The organism is Nocardia sp. NPDC003963 (assembly GCF_053605105.1).
Genome location: NZ_JBSGIP010000042.1, coordinates 24,187 through 48,752, shown reverse-complemented (window position 1 = coordinate 48,752; position 24,566 = coordinate 24,187). Strand labels below are relative to the sequence as shown.

24 protein-coding genes and 1 pseudogene are annotated in these 24,566 nt (G+C 65.5%); 11 read left to right on the top strand and 14 right to left on the bottom strand.

Translation table 11 applies throughout. From position 1 onward, the window contains the following. Nucleotides 1-436: 436 nt before the first annotated feature. Nucleotides 437-2,176, bottom strand: coding sequence for an aa3-type cytochrome oxidase subunit I (gene ctaD / locus ACWEWT_RS32745; RefSeq protein WP_452564717.1), 1,740 nt, complete (start codon nt 2,174-2,176; stop codon nt 437-439). A 515-nt stretch (nt 2,177-2,691) separates the two neighbouring features. Here ctaD and ACWEWT_RS32740 point away from each other — a divergent pair. The 7 genes from ACWEWT_RS32740 (at nt 2,692) to ACWEWT_RS32710 (ending at nt 8,622) form a co-directional block, all read left to right on the top strand. After that, nucleotides 2,692-3,774, top strand: coding sequence for an ABC transporter substrate-binding protein (locus tag ACWEWT_RS32740; RefSeq protein WP_452564716.1), 1,083 nt, complete (start codon nt 2,692-2,694; stop codon nt 3,772-3,774). Between the two features lie 274 nt (nt 3,775-4,048). Continuing rightward, the gene (locus ACWEWT_RS32735; protein WP_452564720.1) at nt 4,049-4,948 is read left to right on the top strand and encodes a dioxygenase; all 900 of its coding nucleotides are present in this window, start codon (nt 4,049-4,051) and stop codon (nt 4,946-4,948) included. A 138-nt stretch (nt 4,949-5,086) separates the two neighbouring features. Further along, nucleotides 5,087-5,308, top strand: coding sequence for a hypothetical protein (locus ACWEWT_RS32730; protein ID WP_452564715.1), 222 nt, complete (start codon nt 5,087-5,089; stop codon nt 5,306-5,308). Nucleotides 5,309-5,478: 170 nt separating this feature from the next. Then, a complete protein-coding gene (gene nrdF, locus ACWEWT_RS32725; RefSeq protein WP_452564714.1) occupies nt 5,479-6,441 on the top strand; it encodes a class 1b ribonucleoside-diphosphate reductase subunit beta in 963 nt (320 codons plus the stop codon). Nucleotides 6,442-6,661: 220 nt separating this feature from the next. Further along, on the top strand, nt 6,662-7,492 hold the full coding sequence (locus ACWEWT_RS32720) for an SH3-like domain-containing protein (protein WP_452564713.1): 831 nt from the start codon (nt 6,662-6,664) through the stop codon (nt 7,490-7,492). 29 nt (nt 7,493-7,521) lie between these two features. Continuing rightward, entirely contained in the window at nt 7,522-8,244 is a 723-nt protein-coding gene (gene scnC, locus ACWEWT_RS32715) for a thiocyanate hydrolase subunit gamma (protein ID WP_452564712.1), read from the top strand. 18 nt (nt 8,245-8,262) lie between these two features. Continuing rightward, nucleotides 8,263-8,622 (top strand): thiocyanate hydrolase, encoded by a 360-nt coding sequence (locus ACWEWT_RS32710; RefSeq protein WP_452564711.1) that lies wholly within the window; start codon nt 8,263-8,265, stop codon nt 8,620-8,622. 25 nt (nt 8,623-8,647) lie between these two features. Here the strand turns inward: ACWEWT_RS32710 and ACWEWT_RS32705 are convergent, their stop codons facing one another. After that, the gene (locus tag ACWEWT_RS32705; RefSeq protein ID WP_452564710.1) at nt 8,648-9,646 is read right to left on the bottom strand and encodes a helix-turn-helix transcriptional regulator; all 999 of its coding nucleotides are present in this window, start codon (nt 9,644-9,646) and stop codon (nt 8,648-8,650) included. 62 nt (nt 9,647-9,708) lie between these two features. Between ACWEWT_RS32705 and ACWEWT_RS32700 the strand changes: the two genes are divergently transcribed. Beyond that, complete coding sequence (locus tag ACWEWT_RS32700; RefSeq protein ID WP_452564709.1) at nt 9,709-10,296, top strand: TIGR03086 family metal-binding protein; 588 nt, start codon at nt 9,709-9,711, stop codon at nt 10,294-10,296. Nucleotides 10,297-10,335: 39 nt separating this feature from the next. Here ACWEWT_RS32700 and ACWEWT_RS32695 read toward each other — a convergent pair whose 3' ends face one another. Further along, nucleotides 10,336-10,845, bottom strand: coding sequence for a GNAT family N-acetyltransferase (locus tag ACWEWT_RS32695; protein ID WP_452564708.1), 510 nt, complete (start codon nt 10,843-10,845; stop codon nt 10,336-10,338). A gap of 231 nt (nt 10,846-11,076) precedes the next feature. On the opposite strand from ACWEWT_RS32695, the gene ACWEWT_RS32690 reads away from it, so the two are divergent. Next, a complete protein-coding gene (locus ACWEWT_RS32690; protein ID WP_452564707.1) occupies nt 11,077-11,409 on the top strand; it encodes a hypothetical protein in 333 nt (110 codons plus the stop codon). A 179-nt stretch (nt 11,410-11,588) separates the two neighbouring features. Continuing rightward, on the top strand, nt 11,589-12,410 hold the full coding sequence (locus ACWEWT_RS32685; protein ID WP_452564706.1) for a mycofactocin-coupled SDR family oxidoreductase: 822 nt from the start codon (nt 11,589-11,591) through the stop codon (nt 12,408-12,410). A 164-nt stretch (nt 12,411-12,574) separates the two neighbouring features. Here the strand turns inward: ACWEWT_RS32685 and ACWEWT_RS32680 are convergent, their stop codons facing one another. The 5 genes from ACWEWT_RS32680 to ACWEWT_RS32660 form a co-directional block, all read right to left on the bottom strand. Beyond that, nucleotides 12,575-13,765 (bottom strand): Fic family protein, encoded by a 1,191-nt coding sequence (locus ACWEWT_RS32680; protein ID WP_452564705.1) that lies wholly within the window; start codon nt 13,763-13,765, stop codon nt 12,575-12,577. A 103-nt stretch (nt 13,766-13,868) separates the two neighbouring features. Next, nucleotides 13,869-15,233, bottom strand: coding sequence for a magnesium transporter (gene mgtE / locus ACWEWT_RS32675; protein WP_452564704.1), 1,365 nt, complete (start codon nt 15,231-15,233; stop codon nt 13,869-13,871). A gap of 299 nt (nt 15,234-15,532) precedes the next feature. Beyond that, complete coding sequence (locus ACWEWT_RS32670) at nt 15,533-16,132, bottom strand: hypothetical protein (RefSeq protein WP_452564703.1); 600 nt, start codon at nt 16,130-16,132, stop codon at nt 15,533-15,535. Further along, entirely contained in the window at nt 16,129-16,917 is a 789-nt protein-coding gene (locus tag ACWEWT_RS32665) for a helix-turn-helix domain-containing protein (RefSeq protein ID WP_452564702.1), read from the bottom strand. The genes ACWEWT_RS32670 and ACWEWT_RS32665 overlap by 4 nt, the downstream gene beginning before the upstream one ends. 95 nt (nt 16,918-17,012) lie before the next feature. Further along, nucleotides 17,013-17,198 (bottom strand): hypothetical protein, encoded by a 186-nt coding sequence (locus ACWEWT_RS32660; protein WP_452564701.1) that lies wholly within the window; start codon nt 17,196-17,198, stop codon nt 17,013-17,015. A gap of 73 nt (nt 17,199-17,271) precedes the next feature. Here ACWEWT_RS32660 and ACWEWT_RS32655 point away from each other — a divergent pair, with 73 nt between their 5' ends. Then, complete coding sequence (locus ACWEWT_RS32655; protein WP_452564700.1) at nt 17,272-18,270, top strand: LLM class F420-dependent oxidoreductase; 999 nt, start codon at nt 17,272-17,274, stop codon at nt 18,268-18,270. A 176-nt stretch (nt 18,271-18,446) separates the two neighbouring features. On the opposite strand, the gene ACWEWT_RS32650 is transcribed toward ACWEWT_RS32655, so the two are convergent. The 6 genes and pseudogenes from ACWEWT_RS32650 to ACWEWT_RS32625 form a co-directional block, all read right to left on the bottom strand. Continuing rightward, nucleotides 18,447-18,866 (bottom strand): PIN domain-containing protein, encoded by a 420-nt coding sequence (locus ACWEWT_RS32650; RefSeq protein WP_452564699.1) that lies wholly within the window; start codon nt 18,864-18,866, stop codon nt 18,447-18,449. Next, nucleotides 18,859-19,113, bottom strand: a complete 255-nt coding sequence (locus tag ACWEWT_RS32645) for a type II toxin-antitoxin system Phd/YefM family antitoxin (protein ID WP_452564698.1) — start codon at nt 19,111-19,113, stop codon at nt 18,859-18,861. The genes ACWEWT_RS32650 and ACWEWT_RS32645 overlap by 8 nt, the downstream gene beginning before the upstream one ends. 135 nt (nt 19,114-19,248) lie before the next feature. After that, a pseudogene (gene nrdE, locus ACWEWT_RS32640) lies at nt 19,249-22,584 on the bottom strand (class 1b ribonucleoside-diphosphate reductase subunit alpha); the annotation flags it as partial. Nucleotides 22,585-22,631: 47 nt separating this feature from the next. After that, complete coding sequence (gene nrdI / locus ACWEWT_RS32635) at nt 22,632-23,084, bottom strand: class Ib ribonucleoside-diphosphate reductase assembly flavoprotein NrdI (protein WP_452564697.1); 453 nt, start codon at nt 23,082-23,084, stop codon at nt 22,632-22,634. A 116-nt stretch (nt 23,085-23,200) separates the two neighbouring features. Next, complete coding sequence (nrdH, locus tag ACWEWT_RS32630) at nt 23,201-23,431, bottom strand: glutaredoxin-like protein NrdH (protein ID WP_452564696.1); 231 nt, start codon at nt 23,429-23,431, stop codon at nt 23,201-23,203. A gap of 537 nt (nt 23,432-23,968) precedes the next feature. Then, nucleotides 23,969-24,538, bottom strand: coding sequence for an NAD(P)H-dependent oxidoreductase (locus tag ACWEWT_RS32625; protein ID WP_452564695.1), 570 nt, complete (start codon nt 24,536-24,538; stop codon nt 23,969-23,971). Nucleotides 24,539-24,566 lie beyond the last annotated feature (28 nt).

Genomic DNA, 24,566 nt, shown 5'->3' with positions numbered 1-24,566 from the left:
GCCGGATATGACGATGCCGCTCTACGGCGCGTTCGCCGGCCGGATCGAAATCGAAGCACGAGCACGCGACCATCTCACGATGATGGGCAATACCGCCCGCGCGCGCCAGCGCGCCAAAAACACAGCACCTTCACGAACAAGCCCGCATCCTCGCCTCCACAAGAAGATCGCACCCCCGCCGCAAGCCCACTCTCACCCCACAAGCCCACACACCCCACCTCCACGAGCAAGCACACATCCCCTCCCCCACAAGAAGGTCGCACTCACCCTCCACGAACAAGCCCCCGCCACTAACCTCCACCTCCACGTGCACGGCGCCGCCGGATCGTCCGCGATGGGCACGATCATCCGGTTACCGCTCCTGGTCTCGCCGAAAACACCCGTGCACCCGCCGACCGAGATCGACGGGTGCACGGGTACGACTGCGCGGGGACCGCTAGGACTTGACCAGCGTCTCCTCGGGATGATGTTTGGCAACGCCCGTGAATCCGACGTGTGCTTCCTTGCGCATCCGCTCGACCATATGCGGATAGTGCAGTTCGAAGGCAGGCCGTTCGGAGCGGATCCGCGGCAGCTCGTAGAAATTGTGCCGCGGCGGCGGGCAGGAGGTCGCCCATTCCAGCGAGTTGCCGTAACCCCACGGGTCGTCCACCGTGACCACCTCGCCGTAGCGGTAGCTCTTGAAGACGTTCCACAGGAACGGCAGCATCGAGGCGCCGAGGATGAAGGCACCGATGGTCGAGACCGTGTTCAGCGTGGTGAACCCGTCACCGGCCTGGTAGTCGGCGTAGCGGCGGGGCATACCCTCGGCGCCCAGCCAGTGCTGCACCAGGAAGGTGAGGTGGAAACCGAGGAAGGTCGTCCAGAAGTGCCACTTCGCGAGGCGTTCGTCGAGCATGCGGCCGGTCATCTTCGGGAACCAGAAGTAGATACCGGCGTAGGTGGCGAACACGATGGTGCCGAAGAGCACGTAGTGGAAGTGCGCGACCACGAAGTAGGAGTCGGTGACGTGGAAGTCCAGCGGCGGGCTGGCCAGGATGACACCGGACAGACCACCGAAGAGGAAGGTGACGAGGAAGCCCACCGAGAACAACATCGGTGATTCGAACGTCAACTGTCCCTTCCACATGGTGCCGATCCAGTTGAAGAACTTCACCCCGGTCGGGACCGCGATCAGGAAGGTCATGAACGAGAAGTAGGGCAGCAGCACCGCGCCGGTCGCGTACATGTGATGCGCCCACACCGCGATGGACAGCGCCGCGATACCCAGGGTCGCGTAGACCAGGGTCGTGTAACCGAAGATCGGTTTACGGCTGAAGACCGGGAAGATCTCGGAGACGATGCCGAAGAACGGCAGCGCGATGATGTAGACCTCCGGATGGCCGAAGAACCAGAACAGGTGCTGGTAGAGCAGGATGCCGCCGGTGCCCGGATCGTAGATGTGGCCACCCAGGTGCCGGTCGTAGGCCAGGCCCATCAGGGCGGCGGTCAGCAGCGGGAAGGCCAGCAGGACGAGCACACTGGTGACGGCGATGTTCCAGGTGAAGATCGGCATCCGGAACATGGTCATACCCGGAGCGCGCAGGCAGACCACGGTCGTCAGCATGTTCACACCACCGAGGATGGTGCCCAGACCGGAGACGGCCAGACCCATGATCCACAGATCGGTGCCCACACCCGGCGAGTGCAGGATATCGGTGAGCGGCACGTACGCCGTCCAGCCGAAGTCCGCGGCACCGCCCGGGGTGATGAAACCGGCGGTCGCCATGGTGGCGCCGAACGCGTACAGCCAGTAGCTGAAGGCGTTCAGGCGTGGGAAGGCGACGTCGGGGGCGCCGATCTGCAACGGCAGGATGATGTTGGCGAAGCCGAACACGATCGCGGTCGCGTAGAACAGCAGCATGATCGTGCCGTGCATGGTGAACAGCTGATTGAACTGTTCGGGCGAGAGGAACTGCAGACCCGGGCGCGCGAGCTCACCACGCATCATGAGGGCCATCAGGCCACCGATGAGGAAGAACGCCATCGAGGTGGTCAAGTACATGACGCCCAGGACCTTCGGGTCCGTGGTGGTCACCATCTTGTAGATGAACGACCCCTTCGGCCCCGTTCGCGCCGGGAATGGCCGAGTCGCTTCCACCCCCGGTGGGACTGGTTTGGGCTCTACGGCAGTCACTGATCCTCCTGAAGGTGCCTTTAGGGTCGCTCCGCAGGCTCCACTGTTTTGCCCGCCGCCCGGTGCACTGGGCGGCCAACGGTTAGCGTGCGCTTCTCGAATCGTAAACCTTCGGCCCAGCCCGGGTCGTCCGGGTCCTACTCTGTGTCGTACTCGGCTCCGGCGGGCACTGCTTCCCGGGGAGATATCAGCAGATATCAGCTGGGCACCGGAGGTAGCGCAGAGGACTCCGAGTGCCGGTCGGTGCACCGCCCATGCCTCGCGGCCGTTCGGAACACGCAGAACAGACGTGACCCACAGCAGTCGAGTTCGACGAGGCACCTCGAAGGATCGGGACCCGTCCCACCCTCGGCCGGAGGTACTCGACGGTTTCCACGGACGGCCGACCGCACCCCGCACGAGCCGAAGGCCCGAGTCCCGAGGTCCGAAGGGCGGGACACCAGGGGCTCGCCCCCGCGACGCCGGAGGCGGCGGCGAAAAAGCATCAATCACGGTGGGCATGTACCCTTCCCGGCATGCCGGTGAGCCCTGCTGTCCATACCCCAGCCGCGCGTGACCCCCGGACCCCCGTGCGGATCGGCCGGCTCCTGAGCGTCGTGCTCGCCTGCACCGCGCTGGTGGTATCCGCGTGCGCGAGCCATCCCGACGATTCGGCCTCGATCATCCGCACCACGACCAAGATCGCCGGGGCGGGCGTGATCGGTACCGAACGCGACACCACGCAGGCCTGCTCGCTGCCGACCGCACCCGATCCGTCCGAGGGACCCACGCGCACGGTCCGGCACGCCTCCGGCGAATCGCGGGTTCCGGCCGATCCCCAGCGAATCGTGGTGCTGGGCACCTCGGCGCTGGATGCCACCTGCGCGGTCGGGCTCTGGGAGCGGGTGGTCGGCGCGACCACTGTCGCGGGTCCCGCGCCACAGCCGGGTTATCTGGGGTACGGAGTGCTCGAGGTCCCGGGCGTCGGTACCGCCGGCGATCCCGATCCGGCGCTCATCGCACAGCTGGATCCCGATCTGATCATCGGCGAGGTCCCGACCGGCCGGGCCGGCTACGACGCGCTCAGCGAGATCGCCCCGACGGTACTGGTCGGCGACCAGCCGGGCTGGCAGGAACAGTTCACCGCTTTCGCGGGCGCGCTGGGCCGCCAGGGTGCGGGTGAAGCGGCGCTGGACGCCTACCGGGCCGAGGCAGCCGATACCGGCGCCACCTTGAACGCCCGTTTCGTCCAGGCCTCGATCGTGCGTTTCACCGCCGACGGCAGCGAGTACCTGGGCACCGAGACCTTCGCGGCGCAGATCCTCGCCGATACCGGCGCCGAGCGGCCGACCGCGCAACGCGAGACCTCCGGTCCGATCGACGAATCCGATCCGGTGGCCGCCGAGGGCGATCTGATCTATGTGATGTTCGACGGCCCGGACGGGCAGGAGCACGGCGAATCCGTGATGCGCTCGGAGCCGTGGGAGAAACTCGGCGCGGTGGGCGACAACCGCACCTTCCTCGTCGACGACGCACTCTGGCACACCACCGGCCCGACCTCGGCGCGTGCCCTGCTCACCGATATCCGCGACACGCTCAACGCCTACGTCATGGACTGAACCGTCCCGGCCACAGCCGGATTCCGCACCCGCCCGCGGACCCCGGCATTCGACCGCACCCGGCTGCCGTTCCGGGCGCCCGGCGTTCCGCGCACCCGGCCGGTGGCCGTGCGCGCGTCCACAGAGGACTCACAGCACGGCTCCAGGGATGCGCCAGACAGCGTCCCTACCGTGGGGATCACCCCATCGAGAAGAGGTGCGCAACGTGCGGAAACTACCTTCACCACCGCGAACGGAACTCGGGCACGAACACGATCTCGGACTCGCCCACGATATGTCGGTGATGCTGTCCCGGCGGCGAGCGCTCTGGATCCTCGGCGCCGTCGGTTCCGCATCGGTGGCCGCGGCCTGCGCGTCCGGGAACGAGAACCCCGGGACCAGCGCCGTCGCGGAGGCCACCACGGATGCCACCACCGTCGCCGCGGCCCCGCAGGAAACCGCCGGACCGTATCCCGGTGACGGATCGAACGGGCCGAATGTCCTGGTCGAATCCGGTGTCGTCCGCTCCGATATCACCGGCAGTTTCGGGCCGTACTCGGGTACCGCCGAGGGTGTCCCGGTGACCATCCGGCTCACCCTGCGGGATCTCGCCCGCAGCGGCGCCGCCGGCACCGGGATGGCCCTGTACCTGTGGCATTGCGACCGCGACGGCGAGTACTCGCTCTACGGCGAGGGCATCACCGAACAGAACTATCTGCGCGGCGTCCAGATCGCCGACGATGCCGGGCAGGTGAGTTTCACCTCGATCTTCCCGGCCTGCTATGCCGGGCGATGGCCGCATATCCATTTCGAGGTCTACGACGACCTCGCGACCGCCGTCGCCGGGGAGAACGCCCGGCTGACCTCGCAGATCGCGCTTCCACAGGACAGCTGCGAGCAGGTTTTCGCCGCCGACTCCGGTTATGCCCGCAGCCGCACCAATCTGTCGGAGGTCACCCTGGCCGGCGACAACGTCTTCGGCGACGGCTGGGACGCCGAACTCGCCACGGTCACCGGCGACCCGGGATCGGGACTGGCTATCTCGCTCACCATCGGGGTGGCCGAGAAATCCGCCGCCTCCGGCGACAATCCGCCGAGCGCACCCGGCCCCGGTGACCATCCCGCCGGCGAGCCGCCCGGCGGCACCCGGCCACCCGGTCGACAACCGCCGGTCGGTGCTCCCTCGGCCAACTGACCGTTGGCGGGCCGGGTACGGAAACGAGGTTCCGGGCCGCACTCGCCGGCTCGGCGAACACCGGTCCGCAACCGGACGTCAACCGTTCCGAGACCCCGTTCTCGCAGGTGAGCGGCATTTCGCGAGTACCTTCGAAGTATGGGCGACAAGGATGAGGGTGATCGCTCGCTCGCTACGCGGTTGAGTATCGGGATCGTCATCGGACTGGCGATCGGGATACCACTGGGCTTGGTCGTGTTGAGCAATGTGGCACTCGGGGTCGGCCTGGGCATCGGCTTCGGTCTCGCGTTCGGCCTCGCCATGGCGTCGTCGAGCGACGACAGATCCGATGGCCACCACAAACCCCCTTCCGACGACTGAAGTACGCTCGGCGCCTGCGGTCGCAGTACGCCGAAAAACCCCGCTCCCCTAGCGCATTCGACGCGTGAAACACAAGTTGTGGTAGCGCTCGGCGATTCGACCCACAAGGGGTAGTGTTACCGCACGCGCAGGGTAGTCGTCGGATTCGTTGGGAAGGGTGTGGAAGCAGCATGAAGCTCATCGATCGGGTTTCGGCCATCAACTGGAATCGGGTACCCGACGAGAAGGACGCCGAGGTCTGGGATCGGCTCACCGGCAACTTCTGGTTGCCGGAAAAGGTGCCGGTATCCAACGACATCCCCTCCTGGAACACCCTCACCCCCGACGAGAAACAACTCACCATGCGGGTGTTCACCGGCCTGACCCTGCTGGACACCATCCAGGGCACCGTCGGCGCGGTCAGCCTGATCCCCGACGCGCTCACCCCGCACGAAGAAGCGGTGCTCACCAATATCGCGTTCATGGAGTCGGTACACGCCAAGAGCTACAGCTCCATCTTCTCCACCCTGTGCTCCACGCGCGAGATCGATGACGCCTTCCGCTGGTCGGAGGAGAACCGCAACCTGCAGCGCAAGGCCGAGATCGTGCTGGAGTACTACCGCGGCGAGGATCCGCTCAAGCGCAAGGTCGCCTCCACACTGCTGGAGAGCTTCCTCTTCTACTCCGGTTTCTACCTGCCGATGCACTGGTCCTCACGCGCCAAGCTCACCAACACCGCCGATATGATCCGCCTGATCATTCGCGACGAGGCAGTACACGGCTACTACATCGGCTACAAGTACCAGCGCGGACTCGAACAGGTCACCCAGGCCGAACGCGACGACCTCAAGAACTACACCTTCGAGTTGCTCTTCGAGCTCTACGACAACGAGGTCGATTACACCCAGGACCTCTACGACGAGGTCGGCCTCACCGAGGACGTCAAGAAGTTCCTCCGCTACAACGCCAACAAGGCCCTGATGAACCTGGGTTACGAGGGGTTGTTCCCGAAGGACGAGACCGAGGTCAACCCGGCCATCCTGTCCGCCCTCTCCCCCAACGCCGACGAGAACCACGACTTCTTCTCCGGGTCGGGGTCCAGTTATGTCATCGGCAAAGCGGTCAACACCGAAGACGACGACTGGGACTTCTGAACACCCGTCCCGGTGAATCGGGCCCGTTCGGGCCCCACCGCGCCGGGCAGCCGGGAATGTGGGCCGGGCGTCTTCTCGACGCCCGGCCCACATTCGTATATCGAATCGGACCAGCGGCTGTCGATGCCATCGGAACCGAGTCACAGAATTGATGGATTCGAAACCGGAAGGTCCGACCGACCCCCGTTAAGGTTGATGGCGACCTACCCAATTCAGGGAGATGGCGAACATGGCAAATTCGGTCATGGACGACTACGTCAGCCAACTGCGCGTCGCGTTACATCAGCTCCGCGATTGGCCCTACCCCGATCAGATCGATCACGAGCTTTTCCGGGCATTCATGAAGACCCCGCACGATGTGGGCGGGGAGCCCGATGCACCGGCTGTTTTCGAAGAGAAACAGGAGGAGGTCTGGGAGCTCAATACGTTCATCACCTGCGAGGTGCTGGGCTGGCGGGGCATCTGGACCTCCGAGGAACGCCGCCGGCTGGGGAATGTCGATATCGGGCGTACGCAGTATCTCGGCTTTCCCTATTACGGCCGCTGGGTGCTGGCCGTTGCCCGCTGCCTCATCGACAAACGGCATATCACACTGCGTGAGCTGCTCGAACGAACCCAGGAGGTCCGCGAGCGCGCCGCGGGCCGCGCCGGCCCATTGGAGGCCACACCGCGCAGCAGCGGAGACGGCACCGAGGTAGTCCGCAATATTCATCACCGGGATGCGGTCGGCCACGGCGATCCCCAATGTTTCACCGGGCAAGCGGACACTCCCCGATTCGGGGTCGGCGACCGGATCCTGGTGCGCGACCTCCCGACTATCTTCTACACCCGCACCCAGGAGTATCTGCGCGGTAAACCGGGGACGGTCGTCAGAGTGTCTTACGAGAGCCCGATACCGGAAGACGAAGCGTTCGACCGCGAGGACCGGCGACCCGAATGGTTCTACATCGTGCGCTTCGATATGAAAGACCTGTGGGATCCGTATCAGGGACCCCCCGGTGACACCCTGCAAGCGGAAATATCGGAGCCCTGGCTCCAGGCGATCTCGTAGACCGGTCACACCTCAGTGAGAGGAACACGATGAGCGGGATTTCGAACGAAGGCGAGGACGACGAAGCACCCCGGCACGCGGCGCCGATGGTGGAGGAGGTCACCGATTTCGAGGTGCTCGAAATCGCGCTGCGCGAGCTCGCGATCGAGAAGGGATTGTTCACCGCCGAGGACCACCGCCACTACACCGAGTATTTCGAACAACTGGGTCCGGTGCCGGGTGCCCGGTTCGTCGCCAAGGCGTGGTCCGACCCCGAATTCAAGCGGCTGGCTCTGGAAGACGCCGTCACCGCGTGCCATGAGGTCGGCATCGATTGGCTGCGGCCGACCGGGTTCGGTACGCCGAGTGATTTCACCGCACTGCACATACTCGAGGACACGCCGACTCTGCATCACGTGATCTGCTGCAGCCTGTGCTCCTGCTATCCCCGCCCCCTGCTCGGGAATTCGCCCGAGTGGTATCGGACGCCGAACTACCGCCGCCGGCTCGTCCGCTGGCCGCGTCAGGTTCTCGCCGAATTCGGCCTCTACCTCACCGAAGACGTCCGGATTCGCGTCGAGGACTCCAATTCCAAGCATCGGTTCATGGTGCTGCCCGTCCGCCCGGACGGGACGGAGGGATGGAACGAGGAGCAGCTCACCCGGATCGCGACACGCGACTGCTTGATCGGTGTCGCACTTCCCCGGCCCGGACGAACCGCGGATGTGGATCGCCCTGTACACGCCGCGGTGCACCCGGCGCAGAAATACTGACGGACCGGAGGACAACAGATGGCAGTGGGCCAGGACGTCACGCGGATCAGAGTGCAGTTGCTGGAGCAGATGATCGCCCGGGGGCAGGTGTGGTCACGGATGGCCGAGAAATACGGCGTCGACAATCCTTCTCCGCCGTGGAAATCGAGTCTGGACGGGATATGCGACGCCCTCGATAGAGAAGGGACGGCGCTACCGCTGCTCGCTCGGCGGGACGAGGAGGATCGTCTCACCGGGGATGTGTATCCGGCACTGCCGTTCCCGGAGAATCAGCTCGTTGCGCTGGCGCATTCGCTGATCGCCCGGAAGATCATCGACGAGGCCGAGTTGGCCGATCATATCGAGGAGGTCCGGGCCCGGCTCGAAGCGGGAGAATGAACCCGTGGGCATTACCCGGGACGGTTCACTGTGGTCGCGGGACGGATGCCCTCCCGGAACCGTCCGCGCGATGCCGGTGATGTCCTGCGGCTGCCTCCGCTATCTCGATGATCCTGTCCCGCAGCTCGACGGGGGCAACGATATCGACCTCGGCACCGAAACCCACCAGCATGGCCGCGGCCCCCTCCACGCTGCGTACCCGCAGCCGGTACACATCCGGCTCGTCCGCGACGGGTTCGGGGTCACCGAGCGCGGTCACCGCCAGCGACCGCCACACCAGCGGTAACCGCGGCCGATGCACCCGCAGCACGATCTCGGTCGCGGGCCCCCCACGGAAGTCGTCACGCATCTGCCGCCACACCTGGTGCAGATCGAGGTCCGCCGGCCGCCGGCTGGGCTCACCGAGCCGACGCATCGCACTGATCCGGGACACCCGGTAGCTGCGGGGTCGACCGCGATGAGCGGCGACGAGGTACCAGGTCGGGCCGACCTGGAGCAGTCCCCAGGGATCGACGGTGCGGTCTCCCGGAGCGTCGGCCTGCCTCGATCGGTAGCGGATCCTGATCCGCTCGTCGTCCAGCACCGCGGCCTGTACCTCGGCCAATGCGTCGAGGGCCGCCGGTTCGCGGTGCCATCCGCCGGCGTCGAGGACGATTCGATCCTGCACATGGGTGACCAGCCGGTGCTGGTCGTCGGGAAGACCGGTGGACAGCTTGTGCAGGGCACTACAGAACGAACTGCCCAGGCCGAGAGCTTCGGCCGTACTCCGGCCGCCCGCGACGAAGAGCGCTCGGGCCTCTTCCGCGGTGAGTTGCTCGGCATCCGGTTCGAACCCGGGGACCAGGGCGAATCCGCCACCGCGGCCGCGTTCGGCGTACACCGGGATACCGGCGGCGGAGAGCGCCTCCATATCGCGCAGCACCGTCCGTTTCGTGACTTCGAGGCGCCGGGCCAGCTCGGCGGCACTCATCCGCCTGTGCCGCCGCAACAGCTGAACGATCAGGAGCAACCGGTCCGCGCGCATTTCTCCAGAATCCCACGAAAAGGTGACACGAGATGTCACCTTGTGTCCCACAGACTGCTCCCATGACCCAGATCCCCGACTTCCGATCAGATCTCGCCGCCGCCCAGGAATGGGTGGCCGGACTCATGACCGCAGTGCGCGCCGAACAATGGAACGAACCCACCCCCTGCACGGAATTCGACGTCCGCGCACTTCTCGAACACCTCTCCTGTCATCCGGCCAAACTGGTGGCGACCGCCACCGGCGCGGATCCCCGCCCACTACCCTCCCGGGCAGACATCGATACGGCCCGGCCCGGCGAGGATTACCTCAAACGATCCCGCGCTGCCCTCGACCAGTGGGCCGACGACGCGTTGCTGACCCGCACGCTCACCGCTCCCTGGGGTGCGGCGCCCGGCGGACTCGCGGTCGGGGGGTATCTGATGGAAACGGTCGCGCACGGCTGGGACCTGGCCGTGGCCACCGGCCAGAACGCCGAAGCCGACCCGGCTCTGGTGGCCGCGGCGCAAGCGATCGCGGACCGGGCGCTGAACGACGCCTTCCGCGGCCCCGAGTCGCCTTTCGGCCTGAGGGTCGAACCGCGCGCCCAAGCCGGGCCGACCGAGCGGCTGGCCGCGTTCCTCGGGCGTCGCCGGCCCGAGAATCGCTGACCCGACCTCCTCGGCGCGCCCGCCGCACCGCATCCTCACTCAGGCCGGTGTGGCGGGTAGGCGCGTCTGCGGATCGACAGTCATCTCGAACTCGGCCCGCGAATCTCCGGCGGCTACCCGCCCGTGGATACCACTGCGGCGGAACCCGTGACGGAAGTAGAAGCGCTCGGCCACGGTGTTCCCTTCGGTCACCTCCAGACGGATCCGATCGCAGGCGCGGGCGGTCGCATGATCCAGCACAGCGCGCAGCAGCAGATCGGCGACTCCGGTTCCCCGGGCGTCCGGTGCCACCCACATGGAGATCAGGTGTAGTTCGGCGCCTTCACCTACGACGCCGACTGTGCCCATCGCGGCACCGGCGACCACTGCCACGAATTGCGTTCGTCCGGCGAGTAGTTCCCGCCAATCCTGTTCGCTCCGTCGCCGGGCCGTGTCCAGCGTGGCACCGAACGCATGCGGCGCGTCGGCGAGCGATCGAAGCCGGATCTGCCGGAAGGCGGCCCAATCCGCGACCTCCAACTCCCGGATGCGCGCGGTAGCGGGATCCATCCGGTCATTGTGGTGCACCCGGCACACTCCTGCCGCCGTTTCGCGAGCACCGCCGGTTGTACGGCAGCGGCGGCGGGTCTGCCGATGTATTACTGAATCATCACGGATGAGAACAGGATTCGAACAGTACTGCACGACCGGCGTATCGACGAGCACGAATACATCCGCCAGCAGAACCATCGTGGCCGCAGGTTCGCATATCCCGGTCTCGATCCGCGGCGCACCGCACTGGTGGTAGTCGACACGGTGCCGTTCCATATCGCCGGCAACGCCTACTGCCGCGGCATCGTGCCGCATATCAACCGCCTCGCCCACGCCCTGCGCACAACCGGCGGAACTGTGGTGTGGGCGCTACCCGGAGAAGGCGGCCCGCTTCCACACGCGATCGAGTTCTTCGGCGCCGCGAGAGCATGCGATCGCGACCACAACGCCACGCTGCACACCATCTATCGGTCGTTCGGGGATGTGCGGCCGACTTCGGAGGTACTGGACATGATCGAGGCGTCCCGGTCGAACGACGCGCACGATCGAGTCCGGCGACCGCGACACCGTCCGCCGGGATGAGGCGACACAAATGCCCGCTGTCCGGTCGGCCCCTCGTGCCGTCGGCCGGACCGGCACACGACGGCCGATGACGCCGATACCGGCCCGCCCGCCGACACTGCTGCGGCGACGACCCGAACCGACCCGCAACGCGCACAGAGAGTGTGAGGATGGTGCAACGAACCGACTAGGGAGGAACCATGGGGAAGCTGGACGGAAAAGTCGCTGTGATCACCGGCGGCGCGCGCGGACAGGGCCGGTCGCACGCGGTGACCCTGGCAGCGGCGGGCGCGGATATCGTGTTGTGCGATATCGCGGCTCCCATCGCCACCGTGCCCTACTCACTGGGTTCGGCCGACGATCTCGCCGAAACCGCGAAACTTGTCGGCGAGACCGGCCGCCGCTGTGTATCGGTCACCGCCGATGTCCGTGATCAGCAACAGATGGATACCGTGGCCGAACGCGCGATCGACGAATTCGGCGGTATCGATATCCTCCTGGCCAACGCGGGGATCGCCTCCAACGCTTTCCTCGCCGAGATGCCCGAGCAGACCTGGCAGGACATGATCGATGTGAACCTGACCGGCGTCTATCACAGTTTCCGCGCCGTGGTTCCGCATATGATCGAGCGCGGCTCGGGGCGGATCGTCGCCACCTCCTCCATCGTCGCCCGGATGGGCGCCCGCAGATCCGCCCACTACTCCGCTGCGAAATGGGGTGTGGTCGGTCTGGTGAAATCGCTGGCGGAGGAGGTCGGTGGACACGGAATCACCGTGAACGCGGTCCTGCCCTCCGGCGTACAGACCGAGATGATCATGAACCCCGCCACCTACCGCGAACTCATGCCGGATCACGAGAACCCGACCCGCGCGGACGCGATGGCGATGTTCGAGGCCGGGGGCGGACTCATCCAGCCGGAGGAGGTCTCGGAGCTGATTCTGCTGCTGGTCTCCGACTCCGGCGGCCGCTACAACGGGGAGGCGATCACCATCTCGGGCGGTCTGAGCACCCATACGGTGTGATCGGAATCGTGGATGCCGAAAACTCGGTCCGCGTTTCCGATACCGCGACATCTTCGAGCAGGAGCATCCTCGCCCACGACGGGGCCGGACCGTGGGCACGGCGGATCCGGCCGACCGTCGATCCCCGGGGCGAATCCGCGGAGCGGTCGTCGAGACCGCGGAACTCAGGGCTCCGCGAGGTCATAGGAGGTGCTGCGACCTCCCGAGTCCGAACGGCTCAGCACACCGAGATCCACGAGTTCGTTGATATCACGCAGCGCAGTGTCCTGAGAGCATTTGGTGATGACGGCCCACTTGCGCGTGGTGAGTTTGCCGTTGAATCCGTCCAGGATTCGATTCAGCACAGTCATCTGGCGGTCGTTCATCGGAACCGGTTGCCAGTGCCGCCGGAAACGAGACTTCCGGAGGACGTTGTCCACTGTCTCATCGGAATGGGCGGTCGCGCGATGCAGCGCTTCGAGGAACCAGATCAGCCACCCCGTCACATCCAGAGAGCCCTTGTGAGTGCGCTCCAGTATCCGGTAGTACGCGGCGCGATCGCGTTGGATCTGCGCGGACAGACTGTAGAACCGCCGAGAGCTGTGATCCGCACGTGCCAGCCACAAGTCGCCGAGAGCCCGTGCGATGCGACCGTTTCCGTCGTCGAACGGGTGCACGGTCACAAACCACAGGTGCGCCAATCCGGCTCTGATGATTGCCGGTTCGGCGGTGTCCGCACTGACCCATTCCAGAAACTTCCGCATCTCGTCGTCCAGCCGCGCCGCAGGCGGAGCTTCGAAGTGCATCCGTTCCCGACCGTAGTCCCCGGACACCACCTGCACGGGTCCGCCACCGTCGGTGCGCCACGACCCGATCCGAATCCGGGTTCTGCCGGAATATCCGGTCGGAAATAGCGCGGCATGCCAGCCGTGCAGACGTTCCGCGGTCACGGGCCTGTCGTGGTGCGCGGTGGCGTCGAGAACCATTTCGACGACACCGTCCACATGTCGGTCGGCTGGAGCCGGCGCTCCGATATCCACTCCGAGGTGACGTGCGAGCGAGGAGCGCACGGAGGACACATCCAGCAGCTCGCCCTCGATCTCGCTGGTCTTGACGACATCCTGGGTCAGGACAGCCGAACTCGCCTCGTCCTGGACGGTTTCGGGTGTCTCGGCGAGCCGACCCAGCAACCGGCCCTGTTGCTGCGCCGCTTCGGTCAGCGGTACGGCCGACCGGGCAGAGTCGTATTCGAACAGCGGCCGATCGTCCTGTTGCCAGATGCACTTCCGGTACCCGGACGCCATGCGGTGATACCACCCTCTGTTCACCGCAAATCTTGCGGTGAACAGAGGGCCGATGGTCCGGTGCCGAATCAACGGCGCCGCCGCGGTCAGGTGTTCGCGCGAAGGACCCCTGTTCTGTACACCTGCGTCGGCCGACCGCTCGGAAATACCGGGATCGAACTGACGCAGGTGCCGCTCAGATCCCCAGGACCAGTTTCGCCGTGGTGAAGTAGATGATCAGTCCGGTCGCGTCGACCAGCGTCGTGACCATCGGCGCCGACACCACGGCCGGATCGATCCGCAGCCGCTTGGCGAGCAGCGGCATGGTTCCCCCGATGGTGGCGGCCCAGGCACAGATCAGTACCAGCGTCACCCCGACGACCACCGCGACCCGGGGACCGACGAACAGTCCGCCGATGACCACCCCGACCACGGCCAGCATGGTCCCGAGCACCAGCCCCACCCGGCATTCGCGCCAGATGACCTTGAACAGATCACCGCCGCGTACTTCACCGACCGCGACCGCACGCACACACGCAGTGGCCGCCTGCGCACCCGCGTTACCGCCCGCGCCGATCAGCAACGGAATGAACAGCGCGAGCTGCGCCGCCTGTTCCAGGGTGGCTTCGAAGAAACCCGTCACACTCACCGTCAGGGTGGCGGCCACCAGCAGCAGCATCAGCCAGAGCGCCCGGTAGCGGGCCAGCTGGAACACCCCGGCGGCCATGTAATGGCCTTCCCAGGGGGCCGAACCGGCCTGTTTGGCGACGTCCTCGCTGTCGGCGGCCTCGATGACCTCGACGGCGTCGTCGATGGTGAGCAGGCCCACCAGGCGGTCCTCGCTGTCGACCACCGGCATATTGATGTCGTTGGTCTCGCGCATGAGGCGCGCGGCCTTCTCCGCCGAATCGGTGGCCCGGACGAACGCGGGTTCGGTGACGACGAGATCGGCGACCATGGTGTCGGGGCCGGTGAGTACCAGTTCCCGCAGTTCCACGATGCCCTGCAGCCGGCGGCCGGCGTCGACCACCGGCAGGGTGTACACCGTTTCGGCGTTACCGCCCTTGAGACGGACCGTACGCAGGGCGTCGGCCACCGTGAGCGTCCCCGGAATCGCGACGACCTCGGGTGACATGAACCGGCCGACCGAACCCTCCGGGTAGCCGAGGAGCGCGGCGGTCATCCGGCGCTCGCGCGGGCTCAGTCCGGCGAGTGCCTTCTTGGCCACCTTCGCGGGGGCTTCCCGCAGCATGCGGGCCCGGTCGTCGGGCGCCATGCCCTCGACGAGTTCGCGGAAGCTCTGGTCCCGCAATCCCTGCAGGATCTGCTGCTGATCGACAGGTTCGAGTTCCTCGAACACCGCCAGCGCCAGATCCTTGTCCAGCAACCGGAACGCCACCCCGGCCTCGACCGCGTCCATCCGGGCGAGTTCGTCGGCGATGACATGTGGCGGATGATTGTCCAGCCAATGCAACGCGGCGTCCACGCGATGGCTTTCGACCACGTTCTGGAGGGATTCCGACAGCGTCGTCGGCACTTCGATGAGATCGATCTGCGACATGAGAAGTCCTCGGCACAGCAGTGAGTTGCGAGTGATTTCGAAGGAAAGTCACACCGCGAGGCGCCGAGCCGGACCGCTCCGCCGGCAGTCGCTGCTAGCGGAAACGCGGGCGGACGACGCCGCGCGGCCTTCGACTGGGAGGTTCGCTGCGCATTACAACACCACCACCTCTCGAGTCGCCGCCACGCGCGTATATGAACGCCCGATCCGGATTTCAGTCTATGAACGCGAACGGATTCTTGATCAGAGTACATCCTGATCATGGGAAGTCGGCATCGACATGTTCGGCACACGGCGTTTCACACTCTCGGGCGTGTCCGCGCCCCGCGTAGTTCCGCGGGATCGTCGAGAAACAGGCTGATCCGGGTCACCGCGGCGGCGATCCGGCCGCTGGGCAGCGGCGACTCCACCCGGATATCGACCGGTTCGCGCAACGTCACGTCGACGGTGGTGCCGTCCGGGCCGGCGAGGAACAGGCGGTCGCCGTCGAGGGCGGTCCCGGTGTGGTTGTAGCGGCGATGGTCGGCGACGGCCGCGATCCGGTCGAACGCTACGGTCGCGACCTCGCGGCCGCCGCGGCGCAGCACGAGCGCCCGGTCGGTCGCGTAGTGCGGGTAGGCGATATCGGCGACGACCACCGCGAACAACAACAGCAGTGACCACAGTGACAGCACGCCGAGCAGCGCATTCAGCCACAGCCACGGGATCAGGATGTGCAGCATCGTCATCTCCAGCACCGTGGCCGCCAGGAAGGCCAGCGGCAGCGCCAGCACACCCTGGGTACCGGGCAGCGGCCGGCGTTCCCGGCCGTCGCAATCGGTCCGACGGCGTGCCCACAACCAGATTCCGCGGTAGGCCCGGACCTGGTTTCGCAGCAACCCGGTCGCCCGCCCGGTCACGGCCGGCCGCCCGGATCGCCGGTCAGCAGTTCGATCGCGCGCAGTACCGCCGCACGCTGAGCCGGGTCGGGGACGAGATCCACCGGCGACCAATCGGGTCCGCTCGCGTCGCCGGAAACCTCCAGCGAATCGAAATCGGCGGCCCGCAGACCCGCGACGAGTTCGTGCGCCACCTGTTCGATCAACTCCCCGCACTGGTCCACCGGCCGGCCGCTCAACTGCTCCCAGCCACGCAGTACCCGGCGATAGCTCGCCCGGGCCGAGGTGTTCGAGATCGCGCGCGCGAACCAGGTGAACAGTTCGTCCGGGGTATCGCCGGAGATCGCGATGATCTCCAGCAGATCGCGCTCCCGGTCGAACGCGGCACGTTCCAGATCGTCGGCCTGCTCCCGGGCGGTATCGAGTGCGGCGGCGAGATCCACGGGTAACGCGGTGAGCGTGCGGCCCGCGTCGACGGCGGCCAGCATCCGGCCCAGCCCTTCCTTCTTGCGCACGAGCTGGGCCACCCGGTGGGAGATCTCGTCGTGCAGCGCCGCCAGATCGGCACGGAGATCATCGGTATCCGATGATCCGTGCTCGGTCGCGAACACCGCGGCCACCGCACCCAGCGGCAATCCGTTGTCGGCGAGCCAGCGGATACGCATGAGCCGCGCCAGCTCCGCCATTCCGTAATCGCGGTAGCCGTGGTCGGGGCGGACCGGTTCGGGAAGCAGGCCGAGCCGGTGGTAGTGGCGGACGGCGCGGGGCGTCGTTCCGGCGGCCGTGGCTATTTCGCTGATCCTCATATCAAGAGCTTGAGGTGTGACGCTACGTCGTAGTCAAGACCGGAAACGAGCGCACTGCGCACGCAGGTTTCCGCGGCGGCGAGATACCGCATTGCTCAGCTCCAGGGGAGAATCGCGTCCTCGACCTCCGGCCAGGTGCGGGCGTGTCGGACCCACTGCGGGATCGGCCCGCGCTGCACACCGAAGAGATACAGATGTGGTACGAGGTCGCGCAGCGCCCGATGGACCTCGACGCGGGCGCTCGCAATTCGACGCGGGCAGCGCGCAACCGTTGCCCGCATCGTGAGTCCTCGACAGAGTGGAGGTCGAGATATCTCGCGACGGCCCCCGGGCCCGACATCTGAGGAGAGTGCTGTGCGCTTCGGAATCTTCATCCCGCAGGGGTGGCGTCTCGACCTGGTAGGTCTCGAACCCGCTACCCACTGGGAGGTGATGCGAGGTCTCGCGGCCCGCGCCGACGCGAACCCGGTGTGGGAGTCGCTGTGGGTGTACGACCATTTCCATACGGTCCCGGAGCCCAGCGACGAAGCCACCCACGAGGCGTGGACGCTGATGTCGGCCTTCGCCGCGACCACCTCGCGGGTGCGGCTGGGCCAGATGTGTACGGCGATCAGCTACCGCAACCCCGCCTACCTCGCCAAGGTCGCCGCGACGGTGGACCTGATCTCCGGTGGCCGCACCGAGATGGGTATCGGCGGCGGCTGGTACGAACACGAATGGCGCGCCTACGGATACGGCTTCCCCAGCGCCGGTGAACGGCTCGGCCGCCTGGACGAAGGGGTACAGATCTTCCGCCAGGCCTGGCAGACCGGCAGTGCCACCCTCGACGGCCGCTACTACCAGGTGGACGGCGCTATTGTGCGCCCGCTACCCGCTCAGGAGGGCGGCCCGCCGCTGTGGATCGCGGGCGGCGGCGAGAAGAAAACCCTGCGTATCGCCGCGAAATACGCGAACTACACGAATTTCGCCGGTAACAACCCCGACGAGTTCACCCACAAATCCGAGATCCTGCGCGCGCACTGCGTCGATGTGGGCACCGATTTCGACGCCATCGTGCGCAGCGCCAACTTCAATGTCGCCATCGGTACCACCGAAGCCGAGGTCGAACAGCGCAAGTCCGAGCACGCCGCCCGGCTCGTCCCGGTACTGGGCGAAAAGAAGGCTCGAGCCTACGTCGACAACCTGAACAACGACGGCGCGGCGGTCGGCACCCCGGAACAGATCGTGGCGAAACTCACCGCCGTCCGCGATCGCGGGCTGGGCTACGCCATCTTCAACTTCCCCGAGGCGGCCTACGACACCAGCGGTATCGAACTCTTCGAACGCGAAGTGCTCCCTGCGCTCACCGACTGAGCCCCTGCCCCTTTCGCGCCGGCCGTATCACGACACGACTGGACAACGCCTATCTGTCCGACCCGGCTGCCGGGCGGCAAGTGCGGCGTGGATGGACCGTCTTCCCGTCGGTAGGACGGTCCGTCCAGCAGCCGGCAGCCCGTATCGGCGGCCGATTGAACTCCGAGGAGGAACCTTCAGAGCGCGACGACGGTCAGCAACGGATCAAGACCTTTGAAGTCGTCCACATTGCGGGTGAACAGCGGCAGATCGTTGGACGAGGCGATCGCAGCTATCATCAGATCCATCTTGCGCGGCTTGGGATTTCGTCCGGCCGTATGCACCAGTTTCGCCATCGAGGTGAATCGCCGCGCCGCGATGGAGGAGAACGGCAGTGCATCGAAAGCGTGCTCGATCTCCAGAAGTCGTTCGGTACGCAGAGCGAGCGTTTCCGCATTCGATGCCAGCGCTATGCCCGAGCCCAACTCCGCAAGCGTCACCGTGCTGATCTTCGGCTGGATCGGAAGTTCCTCATCGTCGATAACCGCCAAGTCGATGAGTACACACGTATCCAACAGACCGACTGGATAACGGAACTTTCCCCCCGGTTCAGTCATCCAGCCGGTCCTCTCCGAACGCGACGTCGATTTCTGCGCGCTCATCCGCAGCATTCGCAGTGCTCGCGAACCTGGCGAGCCGCTTCTTCAGTTCGGCGGTCGTCAGGTTCTGCCGGGTCGTGATCGGGCGCAGTTCGCCGACGGGTCGTCCGTTGCGGGTAATGACGAAATCCTCGCCCGCTTCCAGCGCATCCATCACACCCGCGCTGCCGTTGCGTAGCTCGGCTTGGCTGATCGTCCTCGTCATTCACCCAATATAGCGCTCGATGCTATGGGATGCTATGGGCGGTGGTACCTCAAACTGCAGTCGGCACCGCCCTTCCGTTACGAAGACCAGCGATGCCGACTGTCGGTTATTGCGATAGATATGTAGCCGGGTTCCTCAGAGCATGCAGCTCACGCAGCCCTCGACCTCGGTGCCCTCCAGGGCCATCTGCCGCAGGCGGATGTAGTAGAGGGTTTTGATGCCCTTGCGCCAGGCGTAGATCTGGGCCTTGTTCAGGTCGCGGGTGGTGGCCGTGTCCTTGAAGAACAGCGTCAGCGACAGGCCCTGGTCCACGTGCTGGGTAGCCGCGGCGTAGGTGTCGATGATCTTCTCGTAGCCGATCTCGTACGCGTCCTGGTAGTAGTCCAGGTTCTCGTTGGTCATGTACGGAGCCGGGTAGTAGACGCGGCCGATCTTGCCTTCCTTGCGGATCTCGATCTTCGACGCCACCGGGTGGATCGAGCTGGTGGAGTGGTTGATGTAGGAGATCGAACCGGTCGGCGGGACGGCCTGCAGATTCTGGTTGTACAGGCCGTATTCCATGACCGCGGCCTTCAGTTCCCGCCAGTCGTCCTGGGTGGGGATGCGGATACCGGCGTCGGCGAACAAGCGCGCGATCCGCTCGGTCTGCGGTTCCCACACCCGGTCGGTGTACTTGTCGAAGTACTCACCGCTGGCGTACTTGGACTCCGGGAACCCGCCGAACCAGGTACCGCGTTCGCGCGCCAGCGCGTTCGATGCCCGCAGGGCGTGGAAGACGACCGTGTAGAAGTAGATATTGGTGAAGTCCAGGCCCTCTTCGGACCCGTAGTGGATATGTTCGCGGGCCAGATAGCCGTGCAGGTTCATCTGGCCGAGCCCGATGGCGTGCGAGGAGTTGTTGCCCTGTTCGATCGAGGGCACCGAGTTGATATGGGTCTGGTCGGAGACGGCCGTCAACGCCCGGATGGAGACCTCGATGGTGCGCGCGAAGTCCGGGGAATCCATCGCCTTGGCGATGTTCAGCGACCCCAGGTTGCAGGAGATGTCCTTGCCCACATGGGAGTAGGTGAGGTCGTCGTTGTAGATCGACGGGGTGGAGACCTGCAGGATCTCCGAGCACAGGTTCGAATGGGTGATCTTGCCGGCGATCGGGTTGGCCCGGTTCACCGTGTCCTCGAACATGATGTAGGGGTAGCCGGATTCGAACTGCAGCTCGGCGATGGTCTGGAAGAACTCGCGCGCCTTGATCTTGGACTTGCGGATCCGCTTGTCGTCGACCATCTCGTAGTACTTCTCGGTGACATCGACATCGGCGAACGGCTTGCCGTAGATACGTTCCACGTCGTACGGCGAGAACAGATACATGTCCTCGTTCTTCTTGGCCAGTTCGAAGGTGATGTCGGGGATCACCACACCCAGCGACAGGGTTTTGATGCGGATCTTCTCGTCCGCGTTCTCCCGCTTGGTGTCGAGGAACCGATAGATATCGGGGTGGTGAGCGTGCAGGTACACCGCGCCCGCGCCCTGGCGCGCACCGAGCTGGTTGGCGTAGGAGAAGGAGTCCTCGAGCAGCTTCATGATCGGGATGACGCCGGAGGACTGGTTCTCGATCTTCTTGATCGGCGCGCCGTGCTCACGGATATTGCTGAGCAGCAACGCGACCCCGCCACCGCGCTTGGACAGCTGCAGCGCGGAATTGATGGAGCGCCCGATGGACTCCATATTGTCCTCGATACGGAGCAGGAAGCAATTGTGCACGACGGTGCCGCGAATCGTGTAGGTGTGAGTGTCTTCGACGTGCAGGTTATAGACCTTCTCGGGCGCTTCGTTTGTACGCTCGATCGCCCGGACACCGTAGACATGGCGGCCCTGCACGACCTGGTAGGTCGAACGCTTCGTACCCTTGCGGCCGGTGTAGTTGTGCAGGTTCTTACCGATATCGAAGATGAACTCTTCGTTTGTACCGGGTAACCCGGGTACGAAGACCTGGCCGGTCTGATTTCCTGCCTGATTCACGTACGTGCGGACGACCGATACGATGCCGAGGCGCCGCAGAAGCAGTTGCACCTGATCGACCAGGTCGGGATTCACCAGATCGAGAACCATTCCTCCGGTGGTGCTGCACCCGTCGCCACGGAACAGTCCAGCGAGCAGGCCGCGCTGGAAATCCTCGTCCGCGGTCATCACATCGTGCGACAGCCGTTTCATGCTGTAGCCCGTTCCGGCCATCGACAACATCATCGATGCGACGACACCGCTGTTGCACACCATCTTCGTGGAGTGGTCGGAGTGATTCGTGTGCAGCGAAAGATCGACACCGAACACCTGCTTGAACGCCATGCCGAGTTCGACATGATATTCGGCCTCATGCGCGCCCAGCGTGAAGTGAACACCGTTCGGCCGGACACCGTCGACACCCGACCGCTTGGACACAAACCCTTCGGAGAGGTACCACCCGAGAATCAGGCCCAGGTCATAAGACTCCTCGACAATGCGGTTCACCGCAACGAAGCGCTGGTGATGCCGCTGTTTGTTACGGTGCTTCGCATCCGTGTCGACCTTGCGGATCTGCCCGTCGACTTCTTCATAGGCCCCCTCGCCGACGAATTTCATCAGATCGAACGTCCGGCGCTCTCGGATGTCCAGCGGTGCCGTTGTCACGATGAAATCCGAAGGATGGACATCCTGCGCGGCCAGCCACACGAACCCATTGAACGGGTCGGCACCGTCCCCGTCGATCAGAGTCTCGACGTCACGAGCGGTCCAGACCAGAATCGGGTGTTCTGGGGTGCAGAGAATCGGCTCCTTGTGCCCGAAGTGCGAAATCGAGATCAGCGCCTGATCGTTGGGGTTCTCGATCAACTTCTCCACCGTGGAATACGAACCATCGTGGGAGAGGACTCGGTCACCCGGGCGCAAGGTCTCTATCGGCCGGGGGCCGTCGATGGTGTCCACCGGGGTTCCTGCCGGGAAGCAGGACACCGGTTCGCCGCGCTGCTTCTTACCGGAATTGAGGAAGGTCGGGGTGGCCGGCTGGAAGCGGCCGTCGATGATCTCCTCGACGAGCATGCCCGCGAGTACCTCGTCACCGGCGGCCAGGGTCAGCGCGACCATGCAGACCCGGTCCTCGAAACGCTCCAGGTAGCGCTTCCCGTCGAAGGTCTTGAGGGTGTAGGAGGTGTAGTACTTGAACGCGCCGAGAAAGGTGGGGAACCGGAACTTCGCGGCGTACGCCTGCTGGAACAGCTTCTTCACGAAGGCCCGGCTGTACTGGTCGAGTACCTCGGGTTCGTAGTAGTTCTCCTCGACGAGATAGTCGAGCTTCTCGTCGAGGTTGTGGAAGAAGACGGTGTTCTGGTTGACGTGCTGCAAGAAGTACTGGTGCGCGGCCTCGCGATCCTTGTCGAACTGGATCTCGCCGTTCGGACCGTACAGGTTCAGCATCGCGTTGAGGGCGTGGTAGTCCAGGACCTCACCGGGTTCGCCGGCGCGCTGCGGGGGCTGCTCCAGGCGGGCCGTCATACCTGCTGGTGCTGTCGTTGTTGCTGCCAAAACAATCCCAATCCCTCACGGACGCGGGCGACGTCCTCGGCGGTTCCCATGAGTTCGAAGCGGTACAGGTAGGGCACCCCGCATTTGCGGGAGATGACATCACCTGCGAAGCAGAAGGTGTCACCGAAGTTCGTGTTCCCGGCCGCGATCACCCCGCGCAGTAGTGCGCGATTGTGCGGATCGTTGAGGAACTTGGCGACCTGGCGCGGTACGAATTCCTTGTCCGGGCGAGCCGAAGAACCCAACACGTGCCGACCGCCCCCGTAGGTGGGGACGATCAGCACGTAGGGTTCGTCGACGCGCAGGGACTCGGTGGTGTGCAGGGGTATCCGGAGCGCCGGGATATCCAGCTTCTCGACGAATCGGTGTGTGTTCTGCGAAGCGCTGGAGAAGTAGACCAGCGAATTCGATTCCGACATCTCACCTCCCCTGCTCCCCGATCGGTTCGGGCCTGACGCGCTCAGGCTGTGCCTATTACGCCTGAGCTCGGGCCCTTCGTGGTGACACTGCGTTGCCGCCTCCGGGCCTGACGCGCTCAGGCAGCGACGGTGGCCAGCGCCTTGATGCGGTCCGGACGGAAGCCGGACCAGTGCTCGTCACCGGAGACGACCACGGGAGCCTGCAGGTAGCCGAGGGCCATCACGTAGTCGCGGGCATCGGCGTCCTCGGAGATATCGACGACCTGATATTCCACCCCGGCCTTGTCGAGAGCCTTGTAGGTGGCGTTGCACTGGACGCAAGCGGGCTTGGTGTACACGGTGATCATTCGAGTCCCTCTCTCCTGTGCCTATGTGCGGTGTTCGCGGCCTTCGTGGTGACGGTCCGCCGCCCTCCGGGCCGAGCTCACCGCATGACTGATCGCAGCCGGTGACCCGTCTGTCTGTGCGGTGTGGTCGGCACGATCGGATGATCTGCGCAAACTCCGAGGACCGACCCTGAAACGCCACGTCCGGGCCGGTTCCACCCGGCGCCGGCGGGCCGATTGCACCGCCGTCTCCAGGCATCGATGACACTACACCTAGTGGCCGACAGAAAGAAACAACACGAGATGTTGCGAGTCACAACCATGTGATTTCACCGCTGTAAGCCGCAGGACAGCAACTCGACACGCCGCGTTCATCGTGGTCCAGATCACAAATCCATCGGGCCAGCTCTCTTTCAGCAAACGCAGGAGACTACGCCCGTCACACCAGTAGCTCCGGACCCCAGCAGGCCCTCCGGTCCCGTACGAAACCGACCGACCGGAAACGCGAGGGCCGCCCCGTCCGGTGGGACGGGGCGGCCCTCGCGTACCGCTGCGGGATCAGGCAGAGACGAGTTCCCCGCGAGCCGCGGTGACCAGAACCTGCACGGCCGCGGCCAGCTCGCGCTGGGCGTCCGCGTCCTCACGCGGATGGCCGGCAGCGAAACGCTCACCCCAGGCGGCGTAGTGCAGATGCGCCTCCTCGACGACCTTCCCGCCGGCGATACCCACGGACTTGACCGCGTCGGCGTGCGCCCACCGCGCGGCGTTGGGGCTGATCGAACCGCTGAGCACGGCCACCGGCAGACCGCTGATCGCGCCCGCACCGTAGGGCCGGGACAGCCAATCGATCGCGTTCTTCAGTACCGCGGGCAGGGTGCCGTTATATTCCGGGGTGACCAACAGCAGCCCGTCGCTCGCCGCGACCGCGTCGCGCAGCGCCTGGGCGGCGGCCGGTACCGAACCCGCGACGTCGATATCCTCGTTGTAGAACGGGATATCACCGATACCTTCGTAGATGGAGACCTCGGCGCCGCCGGGCGCGGTGGCGACCGCGGCCTCGGTGACCTGCCGGCTGATCGAGGCGCCGCGAAGGCTGCCGACGAGGGCGACGATACGGGTCTGACTCATGTTCACTCCTGCGGTACTAGTTGTGTGA

Excerpts from the sequence above, each read along its gene's own strand:
- scnC (WP_452564712.1), top strand. The coding sequence starts at position 7,522 with ATGAGCGGGATTTCGAACGAAGGCGAGGACGACGAAGCACCCCGGCAC.
- ACWEWT_RS32660 (WP_452564701.1), bottom strand. The coding sequence starts at position 17,198 with ATGCGGGCAACGGTTGCGCGCTGCCCGCGTCGAATTGCGAGCGCCCGC.
- ACWEWT_RS32705 (WP_452564710.1), bottom strand. The coding sequence starts at position 9,646 with ATGCGCGCGGACCGGTTGCTCCTGATCGTTCAGCTGTTGCGGCGGCAC.
- ACWEWT_RS32700 (WP_452564709.1), top strand. The coding sequence starts at position 9,709 with ATGACCCAGATCCCCGACTTCCGATCAGATCTCGCCGCCGCCCAGGAA.
- ACWEWT_RS32695 (WP_452564708.1), bottom strand. The coding sequence starts at position 10,845 with ATGGATCCCGCTACCGCGCGCATCCGGGAGTTGGAGGTCGCGGATTGG.
- ACWEWT_RS32735 (WP_452564720.1), top strand. The coding sequence starts at position 4,049 with ATGTCGGTGATGCTGTCCCGGCGGCGAGCGCTCTGGATCCTCGGCGCC.
- ACWEWT_RS32740 (WP_452564716.1), top strand. The coding sequence starts at position 2,692 with ATGCCGGTGAGCCCTGCTGTCCATACCCCAGCCGCGCGTGACCCCCGG.
- nrdH (WP_452564696.1), bottom strand. The coding sequence starts at position 23,431 with ATGATCACCGTGTACACCAAGCCCGCTTGCGTCCAGTGCAACGCCACC.
- ACWEWT_RS32710 (WP_452564711.1), top strand. The coding sequence starts at position 8,263 with ATGGCAGTGGGCCAGGACGTCACGCGGATCAGAGTGCAGTTGCTGGAG.
- ACWEWT_RS32720 (WP_452564713.1), top strand. The coding sequence starts at position 6,662 with ATGGCGAACATGGCAAATTCGGTCATGGACGACTACGTCAGCCAACTG.
- nrdI (WP_452564697.1), bottom strand. The coding sequence starts at position 23,084 with ATGTCGGAATCGAATTCGCTGGTCTACTTCTCCAGCGCTTCGCAGAAC.
- ACWEWT_RS32645 (WP_452564698.1), bottom strand. The coding sequence starts at position 19,113 with ATGACGAGGACGATCAGCCAAGCCGAGCTACGCAACGGCAGCGCGGGT.
- ACWEWT_RS32665 (WP_452564702.1), bottom strand. The coding sequence starts at position 16,917 with ATGAGGATCAGCGAAATAGCCACGGCCGCCGGAACGACGCCCCGCGCC.
- ACWEWT_RS32625 (WP_452564695.1), bottom strand. The coding sequence starts at position 24,538 with ATGAGTCAGACCCGTATCGTCGCCCTCGTCGGCAGCCTTCGCGGCGCC.
- ACWEWT_RS32730 (WP_452564715.1), top strand. The coding sequence starts at position 5,087 with ATGGGCGACAAGGATGAGGGTGATCGCTCGCTCGCTACGCGGTTGAGT.
- ACWEWT_RS32650 (WP_452564699.1), bottom strand. The coding sequence starts at position 18,866 with ATGACTGAACCGGGGGGAAAGTTCCGTTATCCAGTCGGTCTGTTGGAT.
- nrdF (WP_452564714.1), top strand. The coding sequence starts at position 5,479 with ATGAAGCTCATCGATCGGGTTTCGGCCATCAACTGGAATCGGGTACCC.
- mgtE (WP_452564704.1), bottom strand. The coding sequence starts at position 15,233 with ATGTCGCAGATCGATCTCATCGAAGTGCCGACGACGCTGTCGGAATCC.
- ACWEWT_RS32685 (WP_452564706.1), top strand. The coding sequence starts at position 11,589 with ATGGGGAAGCTGGACGGAAAAGTCGCTGTGATCACCGGCGGCGCGCGC.